We start from the raw sequence: 19,785 nt of genomic DNA on the forward strand, positions 1-19,785 counted from the left end.
GGACGTCAGCGCGTGCCGCGGTAGTAGGTCACGTCCCAGTGCGATCCCTCGCGGGCGTAGACGTTGCCCGACGGGGACTTGTACTGCTTCGCGTGGTCACCGTGGCGCTCGCCGATGTAGCGGAACCGGTGGGTGACGTACGAGTTCACGCACGACGTCGGTTTGATGTCCACCTTGTAGCCGTGCCAGTGGCTGTACGTGCCGCCGGCGTGTCCCCTCTCCGTGCCGGCGGTGAGCGTCACCGCGCACCTGCTGGCCTTCTTGAAGTCGATGACCCCGGCGACGGTGCTCTTGTTGATCTGCTCGAAGGAGGTGCACCGGCTGCTCTTCCGATCGCTGCACCGGCCCGACGAGACCCAGGTGATCCCGGCCCGTTTCAGCTGCTGCTCGGCGGCCGCCTGCGAGTACTTCGCGGGGGCGGCACCGGCCGAGGGCGCGGCCGCCGTCAGCCATCCTCCGGCCAGCAGCGCGGCGGAAGCGGCGAGGGCGGCGGGGCGGGCCAGGTGTCGGCTCATGAGCGGTGGATCCTCTCCTGTGGGGCCTGGGTTATGCCTGAGTCACTGCCCACCTGGCATGGGCGACATCCGGCTCCGTGGGGGCGCGTGGTGGTGATCGGGAGCGCCGTGGTCCCCGGCGCGCGCTTCGTCCGCCTCCACACTTCCCACACACGAGATCGCGATAGTTGCACTGTGAACACAGTCAACGGGTGCAGTGGGCGTAGTAGCCTCTCATGATGGCCACCCCGGCCTCGCACACGCCCACCGGCCCGCATGCCGGCGCGCCAGCACCTCGGAGACCGTCGATGAGCACCTCGGACGCCGTACCCGTCAGCCTCGCCGAGATCGCACGGATCGCCGGTGTGGGGCGCGCCGCGGTGAGCAACTGGCGGCGGCGCCACGACTCCTTCCCCACGCGCATCGGCGGTACGGACGTCAGCCCGCAGTTCTCCCTGGCGGAGGTCGAGCAGTGGCTGAGGGCCAACGGCAAGCTCGACACCATCGGCGGGCGTGAGCTGCTGTGGCCCCGGTTCGAGGCGCTGGGCAGCAGGGACGAGTCGGGGCTGGCCATCGCCGAGGCGGCCCGCCGTATGCGCGCGCCCCGCGCACGCACCTCGCACGCCCGGCTCACCCCGGAGGCGGCGGAGCTGGCGGCCGAGGCGGCGAGGCTGGGGCGGAAGGAGGGGGCGCGGGCGACGTTCGAGTTCCTGCTCCAGCGGTGGCTCGAGACCCATGTACGCCAACTGAGCACCACACCACCGCCGCTGGCCACGCTGATGGCGCGGATCGCGCTCGCCGCCCGGGCCGGCGGGGGCGACGGAGACCTCACCGTCCTCGACCCGGCCTGCGGCACCGGGCACCTGGCCGCCGCGGCGGTGCAGGAGGGCGCGCGCCCGGGCCTGGTGGTACGGGCGAGCGAGCGGGACCCGGCCCTCGCGGCGCTGGCCTCCGCACGGCTGGCGTTCGTCGCCGACGAGCACGCCGTCCGTACGGAGACCGTCACGGCGGACGCCCTGCGCGCCGATCCGTTCCCGGGAGTACGGGCCGACATCGCGCTCTGCAACCCGCCGTTCAACGAACGGGACTGGGGCTACGAGGAACTCGCCACCGACCAGCGCTGGGCGCACGGACTCCCGCCGCGCACCGAGCCGGAACTGGCCTGGGTGCAGCACCTGCTCGCCCACCTCGAGCCCGGAGGAGCGGCCGTCGTCGTGCTGCCGCCGGCGGTCGCCTCCCGCAAGGCGGGCCGGCGCATCCGGGGCTCCCTCCTGCGCACCGGCGCGCTCCGGGCCGTGGTGGCCCTCCCGCCCGGCAGCGCACAGCCGCACAGTGTCTCGCTCCAGCTGTGGGTGCTGCGGGCCGCCGCGGACGGCCCGGGTGCGCTGCCGCCCGGCCAGGACGCGCTGCTCGTCGACGCGACCCGCTTCGCACGCACCGGCGCGCGTGAACCGGGCCCGCACTGGGAGGCGTTGCAGACGCACGTCCTCGCCGCGCTGGAAGCCCTCGACCGCGCGGACGCGGAGCTGCCGGACGGCGCCGTCCGGGTCCCCCTCATCGAGCTCCTGGACGACGAGGTGGACGTCACTCCCGGCCGTCACACCGCGGCGAGCACCGAGCCGTCCGGTCGCGAACTCGTCGCCGCCTGGAAGGATCTCGGGACACTGCTGGCCGATCTGGGGCGCCGGGCCGAGCGGTTGGCGGAGCTGGGCTTCGACGCCGACCGGCCACCGGCCACGGCCGGCGTGGGGGACCTCGTCAAGGCGGGTGCCCTGTCCCTGCGGGCGGGCCAGCAGCCGTCGGAGGCGACGGGGGCGCCCGCAGGCGCCACGGTGCCGTTCCTGACCGTCGCCGACCTGCTGACGGACGGCACCCCCGGCGGCCTCGTCGCCGCCTCCTCGGCGTCCGCGATCGCCGAGGAGGGCGATGTCGTGGTCGCCGGGGTCGTGCGCGCGTTCAAGGCCTGGGTGCACGAAGGGCCTCCGACAGCTCTGGGCCCCCAGCTCTACGCCCTGCGGGTGGACCCCGCGAAGCTGGACGCCCACTTCCTCGCCGGCTGCCTGCGCTCCCCCGCCAACGGACGCCAGGCCGGCACCCACGCCTCCAGCTCCTCCCGGGTCGACATCCGGCGCCTGCAGGTCCTCCAGCTCCCCCTGCCCGAACAGGCGGCGTACGCCGAGGTCTTCCGCACCCTCAGAACCTTCGAGACCCACCTCACCGAGGCGGGCGGCACGGGCCGCGGCCTGGTGAGCGACGTGACCGATCTGCTGGCGGCGGGCGGTCTGACGGCGTCAAGTGTGGCCGGGCGGAATCCGGACCCGTGCCGAGGAGTTGGGGACCGCCCACCGATGGGCTCCGGTCGCGTTGTCAGTGGGGTCCGGCATGCTGATGGGTGAGCCGAGATCCAGGAGGGGCGGTACGTGGGCGGAGTCGACACGGCACGGGGCATGGGTTTCCAGACGGCCTGCGCCATTCTGCAGCTGATCCACACCCCGGAGGAGTACCCCGACGCCGACACCTTCCGGGTGGAAGGCGCCGACGAGGCGATCGACTTCGAGGTGCGTGACCCGGAGGGCCGGCCACTGCTGCTCGCCCAGGCGAAGACTCGTGTCGAGCCGGGTTCGTGGACCGGTGGGGAGTTGCTGCGGCTGGCCCGCCGGTGGGGAGAGGCGGACCCCGGCGGCACCGCGGTACTGCGGTTCCTCTCGGACGCGCCCGTGCACCGGTCGGGTCAGGCGCTGCGCGACGCCGTGGCCCGGGCCCGGGCCACGGCGGACCCCGACCGCTGGCTCGCAGAGTGCGCGAGCCTGGTGCCGGCCTCGGTGGCGCTCACCGTCGAGGACCACGCGCTGCTGCGCCGGCTGGAGATCGAGACACGCATCGGTCCGTGGGAGCAGATCCTCGACCAGGCCCGGCTGGAGCTGTTGCGGCTCTCCCCCACGGCCCTGGCGGCGACCGACGTCGACGCCACCATCGACGGACTGTTCGTCAAGGTGTTCCAGTGGTCCGGCGAGCGGCGCCTCGCCCGGCGGACGGTCCGGCTCGACGAGCTTCCCGGGCTGCTGCAGGGCCGCCGGGGCGTGTCCGGGACGTCGGCGGGGACACCCGGGCCGAACCGCGCCCCGTTCCGCGACGTCCCTTCGGCGGCGGGCGTGCGCGGCCGGAGCAGGGAACTGACGGCGCTCAGGGAGCGTTTCCTCGCGGAGCCCGACACGGGCACGGTACGCGTGGTGGTGGCGGGACTCGGCGGCATCGGCAAGTCGAGCATCGCCCGGCTGTACGCCCACCGTCACCGGGCGGCGTACGAGTTCGTCTGGTGGATCCCCTCCGACACCCGGGACGACGTCGTCGCCGCCTACCGCCGGATGGTCGCCGAGGAGCGGCAGGAGAGCGATTCGGCGTCCGAGGAGGAGGTTCTCGCCCTGGTCGGCCGCCGCCTGGCCCACCTGGGGTCCCGGTTGCTGCTGGTCTTCGACAACGTGGCGGACCGGGAGCAGCTGCACGGGCTGCTCCCCGGCTGCGACGGCGCCCATGTGCTGATCACCACCCGCGACTCGGCCTGGGCCGCCTCCGACGGCGGACTGCTGGTGGAGCGCATGGCGTCCGAGGAGGCCACGGCATGGGCCGGGGAGCGGCTGCCCGGTGTCTCCGACGCGGAGGTGTCCGCGCTGGTCGACGCGGTGGAAGGCATTCCACTCGGCATCGCCCAGGCCACCGGCTACATAGGGGCGACGCAGTGCCCGGTCGGCACCTATCTCACCGAACTCGCCGACTGCCGTACCCGGTTGCTCGACGACTCCGGCTTCGTGCCGATCGATTACCCGCAGCGCGCAACCCTGACCGCGGCGGTGACCCTGAGCGTCCGCAAGGTGGTCGGGCAGGCCCTCGACTCGCCCGAGGACTCGCCACGACAGCTCGCCGCCGTCCTGCTCGCCCGATGCGCCCTGCTCGCGCCGGACTTCATCCCGCTGCACCTCGCTACGCTCGACCTCCCTGGCGGATCGGCCGTCTACGGCGCGGTGGCGGAGTTGCGCAGGTTCTCCCTCGTCGACCCCCGCGACGGCACGCTGTCGATCCACCGCATCGTCCAGGAGGTCACCCGCGGGATGCTGGACGGCGACGCCGTGGGCATGATGGAGGGTCAGTTCCAGCACGAGCTGGTTCTGCGGCTGCTGCAGAGTCAGAAGCGGCTGGCGTGGACCGAGGCGGCAGAACTGATCGAGCATGCGGTGCACGTGGCACGCAATGTGCGCGGCAGTGGCCGGGCCGACGGGAGCACGGTCGCGCTGCTGGCCAACGTCGCCGCCGCCATCTCCACGGTGCACGGTGACCCGGTGCGCGGTGAGGGGCTCCTGCGGGAAGCTCTGGAGATCGTGGAGCGGGCCGACGACGGGGTGGTGGACGAGCCTGTCTACCGGCGGGCCGCGACGACGATCACCCTGGCCCAGTGCCTGCTGAACCTGTCGCGGTTCGAGGAGGCCGCCGAGGCGGCCCGGACCGGTCGTACGCTGCTGGAGAGTCTGGACGCCCTGGAGCCGGACCGGGTGGAGAGCCTGCTGCTGGCCCACGTGTCCGAGATGCGCGCCGCCGTCGCCCTGGACCGGTTCGCCGAGATCGCCCGTGCCCAGGGCAGGATCGAAGAGGTACTGCGGCGCGAGACGGTTCCTCCCGCGGTCGCCTTCCGAGTCCGGCTGGAGCAGGCCCAGGTCCACGTCTGGATCCAGGACTGGGACGGGGCGGCGCTGGTCATCGACCAGGTCGGGGCGGAGGCCAGGGACGAGGCGGAGACGAGCACGGAACTGCGCTTCCTGGATGCCGTCGTCAAGGCCTCGACGGGCCGGCTGGAGGAGGCGCTCGCCCTGACCGCCGGGATCCCGGAGCCCGCCGAGCGGACGGTCGTGAACGTCATGCGTCACCATGCGGACCGCCTCGTGGAGGCGGCACACGCCGTGATGGTCGGCAGTCTCCGCAGACACCATGAGAACCTCGGCACCGAAACCTGGGTGCTGCAGGCCGCGGAGTCGATGATCGACCGAGCGGAGGACCTGCTGAGAGCCCACACCGAGGCCGGGCCGGACGTGCTCGCGCCGGTCGTCCAGCGGCGCGCCGTGCTGGCCATGACCCGGCACCTGATCGGGCACCCGGACGGCGATCTGGAGCTGTGCCGCACCCTCATGCGCGAGAGCCTCGGGCTCTTCGAGGCCGCGGGGCAGGGGCATGTCCCCCTCGCGGCCACCGCGCGGCAGTTCCTGGAGCCGGACGATCAGGGTGGCGGCGCGGCATCTCACGAGAAGGCGGACCGGCACGCGCCCGCGGTCTTTCCACTGCCCCCGTCGGGCGGCCTCGGGCCGCACCGGATGTCCGAGTACGCCTGGCACGACGCCGTGTCGCTCGCAGGCGTCGTCCCGCCGGACGCCCGCCTGCTGTACGGCCTGCTGGGGGCCACCGCCTACCACCTGGGCGGGCAGGCGGCGCCCTCCCCGGTGTTCCTGGCCTTCGCGTTCGCCACCGCACTGCGAGCTCTCGGGATGGACAGCCGGCTGGTTCCCGCGACGCTGGAGGTGAGGCGCAAGGACGGGGAGCCACTGGACCTGCCCGAGTGGCAGCACCCGCCGGCGATCACGGAGCACGGGGAGGTCCTGGGACACGTGACCGTCTGGTGCGAGGACGCCGCACGGCTCGTGGACCCGGCTCTGCTGCTCGGTCAGAGCCGCTTCGCCCCCGGCGCCACGGAGCGCGCGATCTTCCGGACTCCGGTGGTCATCCCGGCTCCCGGTCTGGACGCCCTGTGCGGCAACCGTCTGGGCACCCATCGGGAGGGGCACCTGCTCGCCTACGAGTTCCGTCCCGACTGGGAGAGGCAGCTCACCGAACTGGTCACGCGCTCGGACATGACGGCGATCGCGGCTTTCGCACAGTCGCTCGCCACCTCCGCATCCCTGGCCACCGGTGCCGGAGCGCGAGGCTGAGAGTCCGCCGAGGGCCGCCGGGGCCTCCTCCCAGGCCGGTCGTGGCTCCGGGAAGAGGCCGGCGCCGGTCAGGGAAGCGGGGCCTGGATGCCCGGGCGGAACTTCGGGAGGCGGACGGTGATCTTCGTGCCCGCTCCGACGCCCGTCTCGATGACGAGGCCGTGGTCGTCGCCGTAGACCTGGCGGAGCCGGCGGTCCACGTTGCGCAGGCCGATGCCGGTGGACGGTCCGGCCGTGCCGCGCAGGATCGCGCGCAGGCGGTCCGGTTCCATGCCGATGCCGTTGTCCTCGATGACGACCCGGGCCTCGGTGCCCTCGTCCTCGGCGGTGATCGTGACGCTGCTGCGGTCGACGGACTCCTCCAGACCGTGTTTGAGCGCGTTCTCGACCAGGGGCTGCAGACAGAGGAACGGCAGCGTCACGGGGAGCACCTCGGGGGCGATGCGCAGGGTGACCCGGAGGCGGCGGCCGAAGCGGGCGCGGGCGAGTTCCAGGTACTGCTCGATGGAGCGCAACTCCTCGGCGAGGGTGGTGAAGTCGCCGTCACGGCGGAACGAGTAGCGGGTGAAGTCGGCGAACTCCAGGAGGAGTTCCCGGGCGCGTTCGGGGTCGGTACGGACGAAGGAGGCGATGCTCGCGAGGGAGTTGTAGATGAAGTGCGGGGAGATCTGGGCGCGCAGGGCCCGGACCTCGGCCTCGTGGGCGCTGGAGCGGGCCAGGTCCAGGCCGGCGAGGTCGAGTTCCAGGGAGAGACGGCGGGCCGCCTCCTCGGCCGCCCGGACCGCGGCGGTGGATTCCTCGGCTGCGAGCACCACGAGGGCTCCGGTGGTGTGGCCGCCGGCCGTGAGGGGGGCCAGGACCGCCCAGCGGACCGGGCAGCGGGAGTCCGCGCAGGGCGGCACGGGGAGGGTCCGCACGCGCGGGGCGGGCGGGAGCTGCGCCGTGAGGTGGCCGAGGTGGTGTGCGGCGGGTCCGTCCCAGGCGAGGACGGAACCGTCGTCGGTGAGGGCGACGGCGGGGACGCCGAGCAGGGGGCGCAGTCGGCGGGCGGTCCTGCGGGCCGTGTCCGGGGTCAGTCCGGCGCGTAAGGGTGCCGCGGCGAGCGCAGCGGTGTGGAGGACGTGGGAGGTGGCGCGGGCACCGTCGGCGGGGGCCGCGTGCTCCCGCTGCCGGCGGGCCGCGCCGTGTCCCAGGGCGGCACCCAGGGCGAGGAGGGCGAGCCCGGCCAGGGCGAGGGCCGCGGTGGCGAGAACGGTCATCGGCGGTGCGGGCACGGCTCGTTGCCGTGGCGCGGTCCCGGCCGGTTCGGGTGACGGGCAGGCACGGGCTGCTCCTGGGTCAAGGGGGCAGGGGTCAAGGGGGCAGGGGTCAGGGGGTCAGGGGGTCAGGGGGTCACGGGGTCAGGGGGTCACGGGGTCAGGGGCGAGCGGGTCGAGTGGGTCGGCTCGGGCAGGTGCAGGCGGGCCATCGTCGCCGTCGTGCCCGCAGGGACACGGTCGTGGGTGGCCAGGGAAATCAGGACCATGGCCGCGAACCCGGCGGGCACGGACCACACCGCGGGCCAGGCCAGCAGGGTGTGCAGCCAGCCCGAGCGGGCGCCGCCGGCGATGGTCACCGTCACCGCGGTGAGCGCCGAGCCGCCGCCGAGGAGGAGCCCGGCGATCGCGCCCGGCGGGGTCAGGCCGCGCCACCAGATGCCGAGGACGAGCAGCGGGCAGAAGGAGGAGGCCGAGACGGCGAAGGCCAGGCCGACCGCGTCGGCCACCGGCAGATCGCTGACCACGGCGGCCGCGGCGGTCGGCACCGCGACCGCGGGCAGGGTGGCGAGCCGGAAGTGGCGGATGCCGAGCCTGGGCAGCACGTCCTGGGCGAGGACGCCCGCCACGGACAGGGTGAGTCCGCAGGCCGTGGACAGGAACGCCGCACAGGCGCCGCCGGCGACGAGCGCGCCGAGCAGGTCGCCGACGACTCCGCCCACCAGCCGCTGGGGCAGGACGAGGACCGCCGCGTCGGTGTCGCCGGTGAGCAGCAGGTCGGGGGCGTACAGCCGGCCCAGCACCCCGTACAGGGGCATCAGCAGGTAGAACGCGCCGAGCAGGCCGAGCACGATCACGGTGGTGCGGCGGGCGGCGCGCCCGTCCGGGTTGGTGTAGAAGCGGACGACGACGTGCGGCAGGCCCATCGTGCCGAGGAAGGTGGCGAGAATCAGCCCGTACGTGGCGTACAGGCTGTGTTGTTCGCGGTCCGACGACAGGGGTCTGGCCCAGCTGGAGGGGGCGGTGCGGTGCGGCGGCCGGTCCGGCAGGGGGACGCGCGCGCCCGGCGGGAAGCGCAGGGTCGTGCCGGCGCCGACCCGGTGCCGGCCCTCGCCCAGCCGCACCATGTCCCCGTGCAGCGGACGGCCGTCGACGGTGCCGGACGCGGTCACGCGGACCGGTGCGTGCAGGGTGAGGGTGAGCGGCCGGTCGACGCGCACCTCGGTGGCGCGGTGGAAGACGGGCCGTTCGTCCCAGGCGGGCGCCGGGCTGCGGTCGGTGTGCCAGGCGAGCAGCAGGAACACCACGGGCACCAGCAGAGCGCTGAGTTTCAGCCAGTACTGGAACGCCTGGACGAAGGTGATGCTGCGCATCCCGCCGGCGGCCACGGCCACGGTCACGACGGCGGCGACGACCAGACCGCCGAGCCAGCCGGGCACACCGGTCAGCAGCCGCAGGGTGAGTCCGGCGCCGCGCAGCTGGGGCAGCAGATACAGCCAGCCGATACCGACGACGAGGACACCGGCGACCCGGCGGACCGCCCGGGACTGGAGCCGGGCCTCGGCGAAGTCGGGCAGGGTGTAGGCGCCGGAGCGGCGCAGCGGGGCGGCGACGAAGGCGAGCAGCACCAGGAACCCGGCGGTGTAGCCGATCGGGAACCACAGCATGTCGACGCCCTGGGCGAGGACGAGTCCGGCGACGCCGAGGAAGGAGGCGGCGGACAGGTACTCGCCGCTCACCGCACAGGCGTTGAGCCGGGGCGCGACGGTGCGCGAGGCGACGTAGAAGTCGGAGGTGGTACGGGAGATGCGCAGGCCGAGCGCGCCGACGAGGACCGTGGCGAGGACCACCGCCGTCACCCCCGCGATGCCGTACGTCCGGTTCACCGGGTGGCCCCGGCGGCTGATCGGCGCATGGTCAGGGGCGCTCTGCGGGGGCGGGGGCGAGGGCGCCGGTCTCGTTGCGCTCGGCGCGGCGCACGTACCAGGCGCCGATGGCGAGCAGGGCCGGGTACGGCGCCACGCCCAGCAGGATCCAGACGGCGAGGGGGACGCGGGGAGCGGTGTCGAGCGGCAGGATCCTCAGGAGTACGGGGAGCAGGCCGAGCAGGACCGCGAGCAGGGCCGTCGCGGTGAGGGCGGCTCGCAGCTGACGGTGCATCAATGCGGTCACGGACGGCGGGAGTTCGTTGACGGCTGTCGGCGGCACGGGCGGGCGGGGCGCGGACCGGTCGCCGTCGGCGGTGTGCGGGCGTCCGGTGACCACCTCTCTGCGAGGGACGGACTCCGCATCCATGCGCACTCCCCGACGCCGCGGTGATCACCTGTGTGCGGGGAGTGTACGCAGCGGGCCGCCGGGGAGACAGCCGACGGACGTAAATCGGCACACGTCCGTCACCTGCGGGCCGTACCGGCGCCCGGCCGGGCCCGGCCCGCCGCGTGCCGGGCCAGCAGGTCCCGCAGCTCCCGGGCGTTGCGCCGGCTCACGGCGAGGACGCGGTCACCGATCCGCACCGTCAGATTGCCGCCGTCCAGGCGCAGTTCGTCGATGCGGCCGAGGGCGACGAGCCGGCTGCGGTGGATGCGCACGAAGCCGCGTGAGCGCCACTGTTCCTCCAGGGCGGACAGCGGGATCCGTACCAGGTGGCTGCCGTTGCGGGTGTGCAGTCGGGCGTAGTCGCCCTGTGCCTCCGCGTAGGCGATCTCGGCGATGGGCACGAGGCGGGTCACGCCGCCGAGTTCGACGGGGACGTGCTCCGCGAGGGCGGCGGCCGGACCGGCCGGCGCCGGCGTCACGGGGGCGGCGGGCCGGGGTCCCTGTCCGGCCCGGACCAGTTCGACGACCCGGCGTACGGCCTCGGCGAAGCGCTCCTCGCGCAGGGGCTTGAGCAGGTAGTCGACGGCCTTCAGGTCGAAGGCGCGGACCGCGAAGTCCTCGTGGGCGGTGACGAAGACGATCAGCGGAGGGGCGGCGAACCCGCCGAGCAGCCGGGCGAGTTCGAGGCCGCCCAGACCGGGCATGTCGATGTCGAGGAAGACGACGTCGACGGTCTCCGTGCCGTCCGGGCCCTCCTCCATGGCCCGGCTCAGCCGGCGCAGCGCCTGGGTGGCCGTCGCCGCGGGTGTGACCCGGCCGACCCGGGGGTCCTCCCCCAGCAGGTACAGCAGCTCCGCGAGCGCGGGTTCCTCGTCGTCCACCGCCAGCACCCGCAAGGGGGCGTCGGTCGCGCTCATCTCCGGCAGCTCCTCCCGCCCCGCCCCGCTCGCCGGGGGAGGGTTCCTCTCTCGCCCGCTCACCCGGTCATGGTGGTCCACCGGGCCGCCGCCGTCGAGATCGCCGCCCGCCGCGCCGGCCGCCTCAGTGCGACGCGCGGTCGTCCGGGCCCTGCGGTCCGAGGTGGGAGGCGAGGACCGCAGCCTGGACGCGGCGCTGCACGCCCAGCTTGGCCAGCAGACGGGAGATGTGGTTCTTCACCGTCTTCTCCGACAGGTACAGCCTCCTGCCGATCTCGCGGTTGGTGAGGCCGTCGCCGATCAGCGCGAGGATGTCCCGCTCACGGGGCGACAGGCTCGCCAGCTCGGGCGGCAGCGGGGGGTGTTCCGCGTGGTCGGTCCGCAGGGAGCGCATCAGGCGGGCCGTGGTCGCCGGGTCCAGCATCGACTGCCCGGAGGCGACGGTGCGCACGGCCGACACCAGGTCGGATCCCTTGATCTGCTTCAGGACGTAACCCGAGGCCCCGGCCATGATCGCGTCCAGCAGGGCGTCCTCGTCGTCGAAGGAGGTCAGCATCAGGCATGCCAGTTCCGGCATCCGGTCGCGCAGTTCCCGGCAGACCGAGATGCCGTCGCCGTCGGGCAGGCGGACGTCGAGCACGGCGACGTGCGGGCGCAGGGCCGGGCCGCGGACGAGGGCGTGTTCCGCGGTGTCCGCGTCGCCGACCACGCAGATGTCCGGCTCGGCGTCCAGCAGGTCGGCCAGGCCCCGTCGTACGACCTCGTGGTCGTCCAGCAGGAACACCCGGATCGGGTCCTGCTCCGTGAAGGTGCGTGTCTCGCGCATGTGGCCTCTTCCTCCCCGGGGACGGGCTGCGGACCGTCCATGTGGCCGATCATGTCCGGTCGGTGCCGTGCGCACTAGGGCCGACCGGCCCCACTGACTCCATGGTCGCCGGGGGTACGGCCGCACCGCACGTCCGCCGCCCCGCCTCCCCTCCTCGCGTACGGGCGGCCTGCCGGTCCCGCACCGGCCGCACGTGCTGCTCGAACGGGGCCGGTCGGTCCCGCACAGGGACCTGCGGCCCCTGACCCCGGGCCGCCCGCCCCAGCACGCTGGAGAACGAGCCCCGGCCCGGGAGGTGGAGACCATGCCGCGCACCGTCACCGTAGGTCTCGACGGCTCGCCCGAGAGCCGGGCGGCCGCCGAATGGGCGGCGCGCGAAGCACGGCTGCGCGGCCTGCCGCTGAGACTCCTGCACGTGTGGGAGCCCGCGCCCGCACCCGTGGCCCGGGCGCCGCTGCTCGGCGCGGAGACCCTCCGGCAGTGGCTCGAGAACGTCACCCGCGAGGCCGCGGAGGGGCTGCGGCTGAGCCATCCCGGGGTCGAGGTGGTCACCGAACAGGTCGCCGGGGACCCGGCCGGGGTCTTGGCCGCGGCGGCGGACGACGCCGAGCTGCTGGTGCTGGGCTCGCGCGGCTTCGGTGGCATCGGCGGGTTCATGGTCGGCTCGGTCAGCCTGTCCGTCATCGCGCACGCCACGCATCCGGTCGTGCTGGTCCGGGCGTGGGAGCAGGCGGCCGACGAGCACGCGGCGGGCCCGGTGGGCGGGCCCTCCGCCACGCCCCCCTTCCGGCCCGTCGTCGTCGGCCTCGACGTCGACGACCCGGAGGAGACACTGCTGGAGTTCGCCTTCGACGCCGCCGCCCGCCGGCACGCCGCCCTGCGGGTCGTGCACGGCTGGAGCCTGCCGCCGGCGTCCGCGTACGCCCTGTCCGCCGGACTCGACGAGCGGGAGTCCCTCGAACGCCGGGCGGCGGCCGGGCTGGCCGACGCGCTGCGCCCCTGGCGGGGCAAGTTCACCGACGTGGACGTGCTCGAGGCGAGCCGGCACGGCAGTGCCGCGGTGGTCCTGGTGGCCGCCTCCCAGGACGCCTCCCTGGTGGTCGTCGGCCGGCGCGTCCGCGGCCGCTCCGCCGGCACCCACATCGGGCACGTCACGCACGCCGTTCTGCACCACGTCACCGCCCCCATCGCCGTCGTCGCGCACGGCTGACCCACCACGACACCTCAGGAGGACGCGGCCATGATGAAGGCAGGGGCCGTGCCCGCGTCCGGGCCGCGCCCTCTCACCGCGGAGTACCCCGGCCCGCCGGCCGGGGCCTGCGTCGACGATCTCGGCATGGGGTGATGACCATGAACGAACCGCCGATCGTCGTCGGCGTCGACGGCTCCGAGCCGAGCCTGCGCGCCGTGGACTGGGCGGCCGACGAGGCCGCCCTGCGCGGGGCGCCGCTGCGCCTGGTGCACGCCTCGCTGTGGGAACGCTACGAAGGCGCCCTCCTCGCCCAGGAACTCGACAGGCCGGTCGAGGAGGTGATGGCCCGGGACGTCGTCGGCACCGCCGAAGAGCGTGCTCTGCGTGACCGCGCGGACGTGCGGGTCACCACCGACGTGCTGCCCTCGGAGCCCGCGGAGGGGCTGGTGCACGAGAGCGAGACCGCCCTCGTCGTGGTGCTGGGCTGCCGGGGCCGCAGCGGGCTGGCCGAGGCCCTCCTCGGCTCCGTCGGGGTGACGCTCGCCGGGCGCGCGCACTGCCCGGTGATCGTGGTGCGCGGCAGCCACGACAACCGGGTCCGCCCGGGGGCCGCGGGCCGCGTCGTGCTCGGTGTCCGCGAGAAGCCGGCGGGCTCGGCCGCCGTGCGGTTCGCGCTCGAGGAGGCCGTGCTGCGGGGCGTGCCGCTGGAGGCGGTACGGGCCTGGCGGCGCCCCGGGCACTCCGTCACCGGACATCCCCTGCTCGTCGGCGGGCCCGCTCACCTGGAGGAACTGGACGCGGCCGAGCGGGTCGAGGAAGCGCTGCGGGACGCCCCGGAGGGCCTGGAAGTGCACCGGCGCACCGTCGAGGGGCACGCACGCGACGCCCTGCTCGCCGCCTCCCGTGACGCCGGACTGCTCGTCGTCGGCACCCGGCGCCGGCACGGCAACGTGGGCCTCCAGCTGAGCCGCGTCGCGCACGGGGTGCTGCACCACGCCGCCTGCCCGGTGGCCGTCGTATCCGAGACCGCGTGAACCCCGCCCCGCCGGTGACGCCTTGCCGGTGAACCCCGCCCCGGCGGCATGACCCCGCCCTGCCGGCGATCCACCCTGTCGGTCCGCCCTGTCAGTCCGCCCGGTGACTCCATCGGGGCTCCGTCCGCTCCCACTCCCGTTCCCAGGCGGTCAGGCGCCGGCGGTCGAGGACGGACCGCGCCAGCGCCCCCGCCGCGCAGGCCGGTGCCGCTACGGCGAGGGCGGCAGCGGCGCCGAGGAGGCCGGCCTCGACGGTGCCCTCGGCGGGGCCGGTCGGCCTGCCGGGCGCGAGGCGGCCCCGGCCGTCCTGCCAGACGGTCACCCGGTCGCCGGCCGTCAGACCGCCGGATACCAAGGTCCACCCGGTGCGCGTGGTGGCGTCGGGCGCGGTCCAGCGCACCGCCGCCCGGACCCGGCCGTCCGCCGCCCCGGCCGTCACGGCGTCACGCGGTGCGTCGGTGAGGAGCACCGCCCGGACCGCGTGCCGGCCGGCCCGCTGCCGGGCGAGGACGTCCGCCGCGGCGTGGGCCGCGACCAGCCCGGCGACCGCCCCGCCGACCACCACGACGATCCAGACGGCCAGCACGATCCAGGCTTCCAGGAGGTCCTCGCGGCGGGTCAGGTCGCTCCCCCGCCGCCGGAGCCGCCCACGCGGTCGCTCCCCGGCGCTCATGGCCCGGCTCCGCCGCGGTCAGCCACCGGTCCCGGACGTGCCCGGCGGCGCCTCGGGGAGCCGTGCATGCACCTCGAAGACGCCCGACAGGCCCGACGCACGCAGGATCCGCAGGAAGCCGACGTTGTTGGTGACCAGCCGCAGCCGGCCCCGCCGGGCCAGCACCCGGTTACGGGTCCGGCACAGGACGCCCAGACCCGTGCAGTCGATGAACTCGGTCGCTCTGAGGTCCAGGACCAGGTCGGGGCTCGGATGCGCGGTGAGTGCATCGAGCCGTGCGGACAGGGCCGGGGCGGTCAGCAGGTCGATCTGTCCGTGCAGCGGCAGGACCGTGGGGCCGTCGGGGCGGTTCGGTGGGGCAGTGGGCCCGCCGGGGGCGGTGGGCCCGGCGTTCTCGGGCATGGCAACAGCGAACCCCCGGCGCGCGACGCACCGGAAGGGCCGGTCGGCCCCTGCCCGGGACCGTCAGGGGTAGGGCCGAGCCCGCCGGGCGGTCGCTGGCCGCGCCGCGCGCGGCCGGGGCCCGACGGACGCCGTTCGGCCGGTCAGCCGGGGCCGGACGGCCCAAGCGGTGGCCGCCGCCCACTGCCGAAGCTGGACGTGCGGGGCGGCGTCCGGCGCCGGGCCCCGCGCCACCGCGACGGACGAGGGTGAGGAGCGCCATGAAGGGCTATGTCTTCCACGGCCCCGGGCAGGCGTCCTGGGAGGACGTCCCGGACCCCGGCATCAAGGAACCCACCGACGCGGTCGTCAGGGTCGGTGCGGTCACCATCTGCGGGACGGACCTGCACATCCTCAAAGGCGACGTGCCGGAGGTGCGCCCCGGCACGGTCCTCGGCCACGAGGCGGTCGGCGAGGTCGTCGAGGCCGGTGACGACGTGCGGTCCGTGCGGCCGGGCGACCGCGTGCTGGTGTCCTGCATCACCTCCTGCGGACGGTGCCGGTTCTGCCGGGAGCGCAGCTACGGCCAGTGCCGGGGCGGCGGCGGCTGGATCCTCGGCCATCTGATCGACGGCACCCAGGCCGAGTACGTCCGCGTGCCCTGCGCGGACCTGTCCGTGCACCCGCTGCCCGCCGCGCTGTCCAGCGAGGACGCGGTCCTGTTCGCGGACATCTTCCCCACCGCCTACGAGGTGGGCGTCCTCAACGGCCGCGTACGCCCCGGGGACACCGTCGCCGTCGTCGGCGCCGGACCCGTCGGGCTCGCGGCGGTCGCCACGGCGCGCCTGTTCGCACCGGAGCGGATCATCGCCGTCGACCTGGCACCGGCCCGGCTGGAGGCGGCGCGGCGGCTCGGCGCCGACGCGGTGGCCGACGTGCGCGAGGGACCCGAGCAGCTGGTCGACGACCTGACCGACGGACTCGGCGCGGACGTGGTCGTCGAGGCGGTCGGCCTGCCGGAGAGCTTCGAGCTGTGCACCCGCATGGTCCGGCCCGGCGGTCACGTGGCCAACGTCGGCGTGCACGGCAGGCCCGCCACGCTGCACCTGGAGGACCTGTGGATGAGGAACGTCACGATCACGACCGGGCTGGTGGACACCTGCTCCACGCCCACGCTGCTGCGCATGGCCGCCGCCGGCCGGCTGCCGACCGGGCGGCTGGTCACCCACACCTTCCCGCTCGTGCAGATGGAGGAGGCCTACGACGTCTTCTCGCGGGCCGCCGGTACGGGCGCGCTGAAGGTGGTGCTCGGCGGGGAGCAGCACGCGGAGATCGCCGTTCCCGCGGGCTGATCGCGCCGGACCGGGCGCGACGGCCCGATCGGGAAGATCCGCTCGAGAAGGTCCGATCGACAAGGAGCGTGACGCCATGACCGAACGGACGCGAGCGGGGACGGCGGCGGAAGCGCCCTCGGGCGACCTGGGCCGACGCCTGGCCGCCCGCCGGGCCCGGCTCGGCCTGACCCGGCAGCAGACGGCCGCGCAGGCCGGTATGGCGGCCGGTTACCTCGCCTACCTGGAGGAGCAGCCGGGCGCCGCACCCGGCACCGGCGTGCTGAGCCGGCTGGCCGAGGTCCTGCAGACCACGGTGACCGAGCTGACGGGCGGTGCCGTCGACCTGCCGCCGGGCCCCGGGCGTGCCGTACGGGAACCCCGCTTCACCGAGCTGGGCCCCGGCGAGTGCCAGGCCCTGCTCGGGACGCACGGGGTGGGCCGGCTGGCGGTCCACGCCGCCGACGGGCCGGTGATCGTGCCGGTCAACTACACCGTCGTGGACGGTGCGATCGTGTTCCGGACCGCGCGGGACGCCACGCCGTCGCTCGCGGCCGGCGGCCAGGTGGCCTTCGAGGTCGACCGCATCGACGACGCCTTCGGCCGGGGCTGGAGCGTGCTGGTCCGCGGTGCCGCCCGGGCGGTCACCGATCCACAGGAGCAGCGCCGGCTGGGCGAGCGGGCGCACAGCACGCCCTGGGCGGGCGGCACGCGCGACCTGTGGGTACGCATCGAGCCCGACAGCGTCACCGGCCGCAGGATCGCGGCCTGACGGACCGTACGGTCCACGGCAGGACCACGGCCCGGCCGACGGCACGGTCCACGGCGAGATCACGGCTCGGCGGACCGTACGTCCACGGCCGGTCCCGTCCCTCCGGCGCGCCCTCGGTGTCGGTGAGCAGCCCGCCCGTGATCGGCTCGGGGCGGATGCGGACCGCCCGGTCCGTGCCCCGGCGTGCTGCCGGCTGGTGCAACAGCCCCCGGGCGCACGCGAGTTCGCGGGGGCCGGCGATCGGGTGGGGGCAGCCCGTGGCGACCGCGCTCCAGCCGAGGTGCGTGTCCGGGTCGATGGCATCGGCCTCGTAGGCCACCACCGCGTCGGCCACCACGGCGGTGTCGTCGTCGCGCAGCGGCCACGAGGGCGGCGCCGCGCCCTCGTAGGTGCGCACCACGAGGTCGCCGTCGTCCAGCACGTGACCGGCGGGACGGACGGTGGGCAGTGCCTGCCGGGTGAAGACGATCCTGCCCAGCGGCACACCGCCCAGCAGCCGCATCGCCTCGGCACGGCCGAGGTCGACGCGGCGGTGTGCCGGGGCGTGCGGACGGGTCATGGCGGGCTTCTTCGCGGTGCGGGTTCTCTTCTCGCCGGCCGTGCGGGCCCGGCGCGTACGGGGCGCGAGAGGCAGAGCGGCGTCGCGGGGAGGCGGGCGCCGCTCCTGCTTCCACCCTCGGCCGGGGCGGTCCGTGTCCGAAGTGCCGTTCGGTCCCGATCACGGGCGGTACGCCCCGGCCCCCCGACGTGGGGCTTCGCCGGCCCTGCCGCCACGGCGTGCCATGCGGGGCCCGGGACCGATAGCGTGGAGCTGACCCGCCGGTGTCAGGACAGTGCACCGCCGGGGCCTGGAGGCATGAGGTGGCACGCTCCGAGGAGCCGCGCGTACGGCTGCCACAGCTGAGGCTCGACGAGTTGCTGGAGGAGCTGCAGGCCCGGATCGACGCTGCCCGCGGCACCCGCGACCGGGTGCACAGCCTGTTGACGGCGGTCCTCTCCGTCGGCCGTGAGCTGGACCTGGAGCAGGCGCTGCACTCCATCGTGGAGGCCGCCGCCGTGCTGGTGGACGCCGAGTACGCCGCCCTCGGGGTCATCGGCCCCGACGGCAGGACCCTGTCGGGCTTCCACACCATCGGCATGACCGCGCAGGAGATCGCCCGGATCGGGCCGTACCCGGAAGGGCACGGCATCCTCGGCGAGCTGATCCGTCACCCGGAGTCGCTGCGCCTGTCGAAGCTCTCCCGGCATCCCGCCTCGTACGGGTTCCCGGAGAACCACCCGCCGATGAACAGCTTCCTCGGTGTCCCGATCCGGGTCCGTGACCAGGTCTTCGGCAATCTGTACCTGACCGAGAAGCGCGGCGGTCTGGAGTTCGACGAGGAGGACGAGTCGGTGCTGGCGACACTGGCCGTCGCGGCCGGCGTCGCCATCGACAACGCCCGCCTGTACGAGGAGTCCCGGCTGCGGGAACGCTGGCTGCTGGCGAACGCGGAGATCGGCCACCGCCTGATGTCCGGCAGCGACCGGACACAGGCCCTGGACCTGATCGCCGAGCGGGCCCGGGAGATCACGGGTTCGGCCCTGGCGGCGGTGGCGATGCCCATGGAGGACCAGGGGTCGCTCACCGTGGAGATCGCGGTGGGAGCGCAGGCGGAGGCCCATCGTGGGCTCGTGCTGCCGATGCACGAGACCCTCATGGGCCTGGCCTTCTCCGCCGCGGCCCCGGTCACCAGCGAGGACGTCGGCTCCGACGAGCGGGTCTCTCCCGAACCCCCGCGGTTCGGCGGCCTCGGCCCGGCCGTGGCCGTTCCCATCGGCACCGGTGAGGGGGGTGTCCGGGGAGTCGTCCTGGTGGCCCGCGAGACCGGCCGGCCCGCCTTCCTGCCGAAGGAGACCGAGATGCTGCAGAGCTTCGCCGCCCAGGCCGCGATCGCGATGGAGCTGGCCGAGCGCCGGCAGGACGCCCAGCAGATAGCGCTGCTGGAGGACCGCGACCGGATCGCCCGCGACCTGCACGACCTGGCCATCCAGCGGCTGTTCGCCACCGGGATGACCCTGCAGAGCGCCGGCCGCTTCATCGAGCACCCCGAAGCCGCCGAGCGGGTTCTGCGGGCCGTGGACGACCTCGACGAGACCATCAAGATCATCAGGTCGACGATCTTCGGGCTGCGGACCCGTGCGGGCGCCTCCGGCAGCGGACTGCGGGCCCGTGCCGTGCGCACGGTCGGCGAGGCCGCTCCCGTGCTGGGCTTCACGCCCAGCGTGCGCATGGAGGGCCTGATCGACACCGACGTGCCGCCCGATGTCGCCGACGACGTCGTGGCCGTGCTCTCCGAGGCCCTCACCAACATCGCCCGGCACGCCCACGCGGGCCGCGCCGAGGTGCTGCTGACGACCGACGGCCACGAGGTGTGTGTGACCGTCTCGGACGACGGCGTGGGCATCCCGCCCGGCGGCCGTCGCAGTGGGCTGCGCAATCTGGCCGAGCGGGCCGAGCGGCTCGGCGGGCTGCTGACGGTGACCGGTTCCGCCGGCGACGGCGCCACGCTGCGCTGGCGTGTCCCCCTGCCCGCCGCATAGGCGTCCGTGGCCCGCGCGGCGCTCCGGCGACGTCCGACGGCGCC

At 74.8% G+C, this 19,785-nt stretch carries 16 protein-coding genes; 7 read left to right on the top strand and 9 right to left on the bottom strand.

Translation table 11 applies throughout. From position 1 onward, the window contains the following. Positions 1-5: 5 nt before the first annotated feature. Positions 6-515, bottom strand: a complete 510-nt coding sequence (locus ACIHEJ_RS02340; RefSeq protein WP_400131366.1) for a hypothetical protein — start codon at positions 513-515, stop codon at positions 6-8. Between the two features lie 287 nt (positions 516-802). On the opposite strand from ACIHEJ_RS02340, the gene ACIHEJ_RS02345 reads away from it, so the two are divergent. Further along, entirely contained in the window at positions 803-2,890 is a 2,088-nt protein-coding gene (locus tag ACIHEJ_RS02345; RefSeq protein WP_400131367.1) for an N-6 DNA methylase, read from the top strand. Between the two features lie 24 nt (positions 2,891-2,914). Further along, positions 2,915-6,463, top strand: coding sequence for an NB-ARC domain-containing protein (locus tag ACIHEJ_RS02350; protein ID WP_400131368.1), 3,549 nt, complete (start codon positions 2,915-2,917; stop codon positions 6,461-6,463). Positions 6,464-6,531: 68 nt separating this feature from the next. Here ACIHEJ_RS02350 and ACIHEJ_RS02355 read toward each other — a convergent pair whose 3' ends face one another. The 5 genes from ACIHEJ_RS02355 to ACIHEJ_RS02375 all read right to left on the bottom strand — a co-directional run bounded on the left by ACIHEJ_RS02355 (position 6,532) and on the right by ACIHEJ_RS02375 (position 11,778). After that, positions 6,532-7,722: a sensor histidine kinase gene (locus ACIHEJ_RS02355; RefSeq protein ID WP_400131792.1), complete on the bottom strand. Its 1,191-nt coding sequence runs from the start codon at positions 7,720-7,722 to the stop codon at positions 6,532-6,534. 149 nt (positions 7,723-7,871) lie between these two features. After that, positions 7,872-9,605, bottom strand: a complete 1,734-nt coding sequence (locus tag ACIHEJ_RS02360) for a cation acetate symporter (RefSeq protein WP_400131369.1) — start codon at positions 9,603-9,605, stop codon at positions 7,872-7,874. Between the two features lie 31 nt (positions 9,606-9,636). Further along, a complete protein-coding gene (locus ACIHEJ_RS02365) occupies positions 9,637-10,014 on the bottom strand; it encodes a hypothetical protein (protein WP_400131370.1) in 378 nt (125 codons plus the stop codon). Positions 10,015-10,112: 98 nt separating this feature from the next. Further along, positions 10,113-10,952: a LytR/AlgR family response regulator transcription factor gene (locus tag ACIHEJ_RS02370; RefSeq protein WP_400131371.1), complete on the bottom strand. Its 840-nt coding sequence runs from the start codon at positions 10,950-10,952 to the stop codon at positions 10,113-10,115. A 124-nt stretch (positions 10,953-11,076) separates the two neighbouring features. After that, positions 11,077-11,778 carry a response regulator gene (locus tag ACIHEJ_RS02375; RefSeq protein WP_400131372.1) on the bottom strand — a complete coding sequence of 234 codons (702 nt, stop codon included), beginning with the start codon at positions 11,776-11,778 and terminating at the stop codon, positions 11,077-11,079. A 304-nt stretch (positions 11,779-12,082) separates the two neighbouring features. On the opposite strand from ACIHEJ_RS02375, the gene ACIHEJ_RS02380 reads away from it, so the two are divergent. Both ACIHEJ_RS02380 and ACIHEJ_RS02385 read left to right on the top strand, forming a co-directional pair. Then, positions 12,083-12,988: a universal stress protein gene (locus tag ACIHEJ_RS02380; RefSeq protein WP_400131373.1), complete on the top strand. Its 906-nt coding sequence runs from the start codon at positions 12,083-12,085 to the stop codon at positions 12,986-12,988. 140 nt (positions 12,989-13,128) lie between these two features. Beyond that, a complete protein-coding gene (locus tag ACIHEJ_RS02385; RefSeq protein WP_400131374.1) occupies positions 13,129-14,004 on the top strand; it encodes a universal stress protein in 876 nt (291 codons plus the stop codon). 91 nt (positions 14,005-14,095) lie between these two features. Here ACIHEJ_RS02385 and ACIHEJ_RS02390 read toward each other — a convergent pair whose 3' ends face one another. Further along, on the bottom strand, positions 14,096-14,677 hold the full coding sequence (locus tag ACIHEJ_RS02390; RefSeq protein ID WP_400131375.1) for a hypothetical protein: 582 nt from the start codon (positions 14,675-14,677) through the stop codon (positions 14,096-14,098). 18 nt (positions 14,678-14,695) lie between these two features. After that, positions 14,696-15,079 carry an STAS domain-containing protein gene (locus ACIHEJ_RS02395; RefSeq protein WP_400131376.1) on the bottom strand — a complete coding sequence of 128 codons (384 nt, stop codon included), beginning with the start codon at positions 15,077-15,079 and terminating at the stop codon, positions 14,696-14,698. 260 nt (positions 15,080-15,339) lie between these two features. On the opposite strand from ACIHEJ_RS02395, the gene ACIHEJ_RS02400 reads away from it, so the two are divergent. After that, the gene (locus ACIHEJ_RS02400; protein ID WP_400131377.1) at positions 15,340-16,410 is read left to right on the top strand and encodes a zinc-dependent alcohol dehydrogenase family protein; all 1,071 of its coding nucleotides are present in this window, start codon (positions 15,340-15,342) and stop codon (positions 16,408-16,410) included. A 76-nt stretch (positions 16,411-16,486) separates the two neighbouring features. After that, positions 16,487-17,161, top strand: a complete 675-nt coding sequence (locus ACIHEJ_RS02405) for a pyridoxamine 5'-phosphate oxidase family protein (RefSeq protein ID WP_400131378.1) — start codon at positions 16,487-16,489, stop codon at positions 17,159-17,161. Here the strand turns inward: ACIHEJ_RS02405 and ACIHEJ_RS02410 are convergent. Next, the gene (locus ACIHEJ_RS02410) at positions 17,136-17,720 is read right to left on the bottom strand and encodes a pyridoxamine 5'-phosphate oxidase family protein (protein WP_400131379.1); all 585 of its coding nucleotides are present in this window, start codon (positions 17,718-17,720) and stop codon (positions 17,136-17,138) included. The two genes, ACIHEJ_RS02405 and ACIHEJ_RS02410, sit on opposite strands and share 26 nt — an antisense overlap. Positions 17,721-18,022: 302 nt before the next feature. Here ACIHEJ_RS02410 and ACIHEJ_RS02415 point away from each other — a divergent pair, with 302 nt between their 5' ends. Continuing rightward, positions 18,023-19,741 (top strand): GAF domain-containing protein, encoded by a 1,719-nt coding sequence (locus ACIHEJ_RS02415; RefSeq protein ID WP_400131380.1) that lies wholly within the window; start codon positions 18,023-18,025, stop codon positions 19,739-19,741. Positions 19,742-19,785 lie beyond the last annotated feature (44 nt).

It is taken from the genome of Streptomyces sp. NPDC052301, from assembly GCF_044593395.1.
Classification (GTDB): Bacteria; Actinomycetota; Actinomycetes; order Streptomycetales; family Streptomycetaceae; genus Streptomyces.

What these genes read in the sequence shown, in the direction of transcription:
- ACIHEJ_RS02340 (WP_400131366.1), bottom strand. Translation starts at nt 515, where the DNA reads ATGAGCCGACACCTGGCCCGCCCCGCCGCCCTCGCCGCTTCCGCCGCG.
- ACIHEJ_RS02345 (WP_400131367.1), top strand. Translation starts at nt 803, where the DNA reads ATGAGCACCTCGGACGCCGTACCCGTCAGCCTCGCCGAGATCGCACGG.
- ACIHEJ_RS02355 (WP_400131792.1), bottom strand. Translation starts at nt 7,722, where the DNA reads ATGACCGTTCTCGCCACCGCGGCCCTCGCCCTGGCCGGGCTCGCCCTC.
- ACIHEJ_RS02365 (WP_400131370.1), bottom strand. Translation starts at nt 10,014, where the DNA reads ATGGATGCGGAGTCCGTCCCTCGCAGAGAGGTGGTCACCGGACGCCCG.
- ACIHEJ_RS02370 (WP_400131371.1), bottom strand. Translation starts at nt 10,952, where the DNA reads ATGAGCGCGACCGACGCCCCCTTGCGGGTGCTGGCGGTGGACGACGAG.
- ACIHEJ_RS02375 (WP_400131372.1), bottom strand. Translation starts at nt 11,778, where the DNA reads ATGCGCGAGACACGCACCTTCACGGAGCAGGACCCGATCCGGGTGTTC.
- ACIHEJ_RS02380 (WP_400131373.1), top strand. Translation starts at nt 12,083, where the DNA reads ATGCCGCGCACCGTCACCGTAGGTCTCGACGGCTCGCCCGAGAGCCGG.
- ACIHEJ_RS02385 (WP_400131374.1), top strand. Translation starts at nt 13,129, where the DNA reads ATGAACGAACCGCCGATCGTCGTCGGCGTCGACGGCTCCGAGCCGAGC.
- ACIHEJ_RS02390 (WP_400131375.1), bottom strand. Translation starts at nt 14,677, where the DNA reads ATGAGCGCCGGGGAGCGACCGCGTGGGCGGCTCCGGCGGCGGGGGAGC.
- ACIHEJ_RS02395 (WP_400131376.1), bottom strand. Translation starts at nt 15,079, where the DNA reads ATGCCCGAGAACGCCGGGCCCACCGCCCCCGGCGGGCCCACTGCCCCA.
- ACIHEJ_RS02400 (WP_400131377.1), top strand. Translation starts at nt 15,340, where the DNA reads ATGAAGGGCTATGTCTTCCACGGCCCCGGGCAGGCGTCCTGGGAGGAC.
- ACIHEJ_RS02405 (WP_400131378.1), top strand. Translation starts at nt 16,487, where the DNA reads ATGACCGAACGGACGCGAGCGGGGACGGCGGCGGAAGCGCCCTCGGGC.
- ACIHEJ_RS02410 (WP_400131379.1), bottom strand. Translation starts at nt 17,720, where the DNA reads ATGACCCGTCCGCACGCCCCGGCACACCGCCGCGTCGACCTCGGCCGT.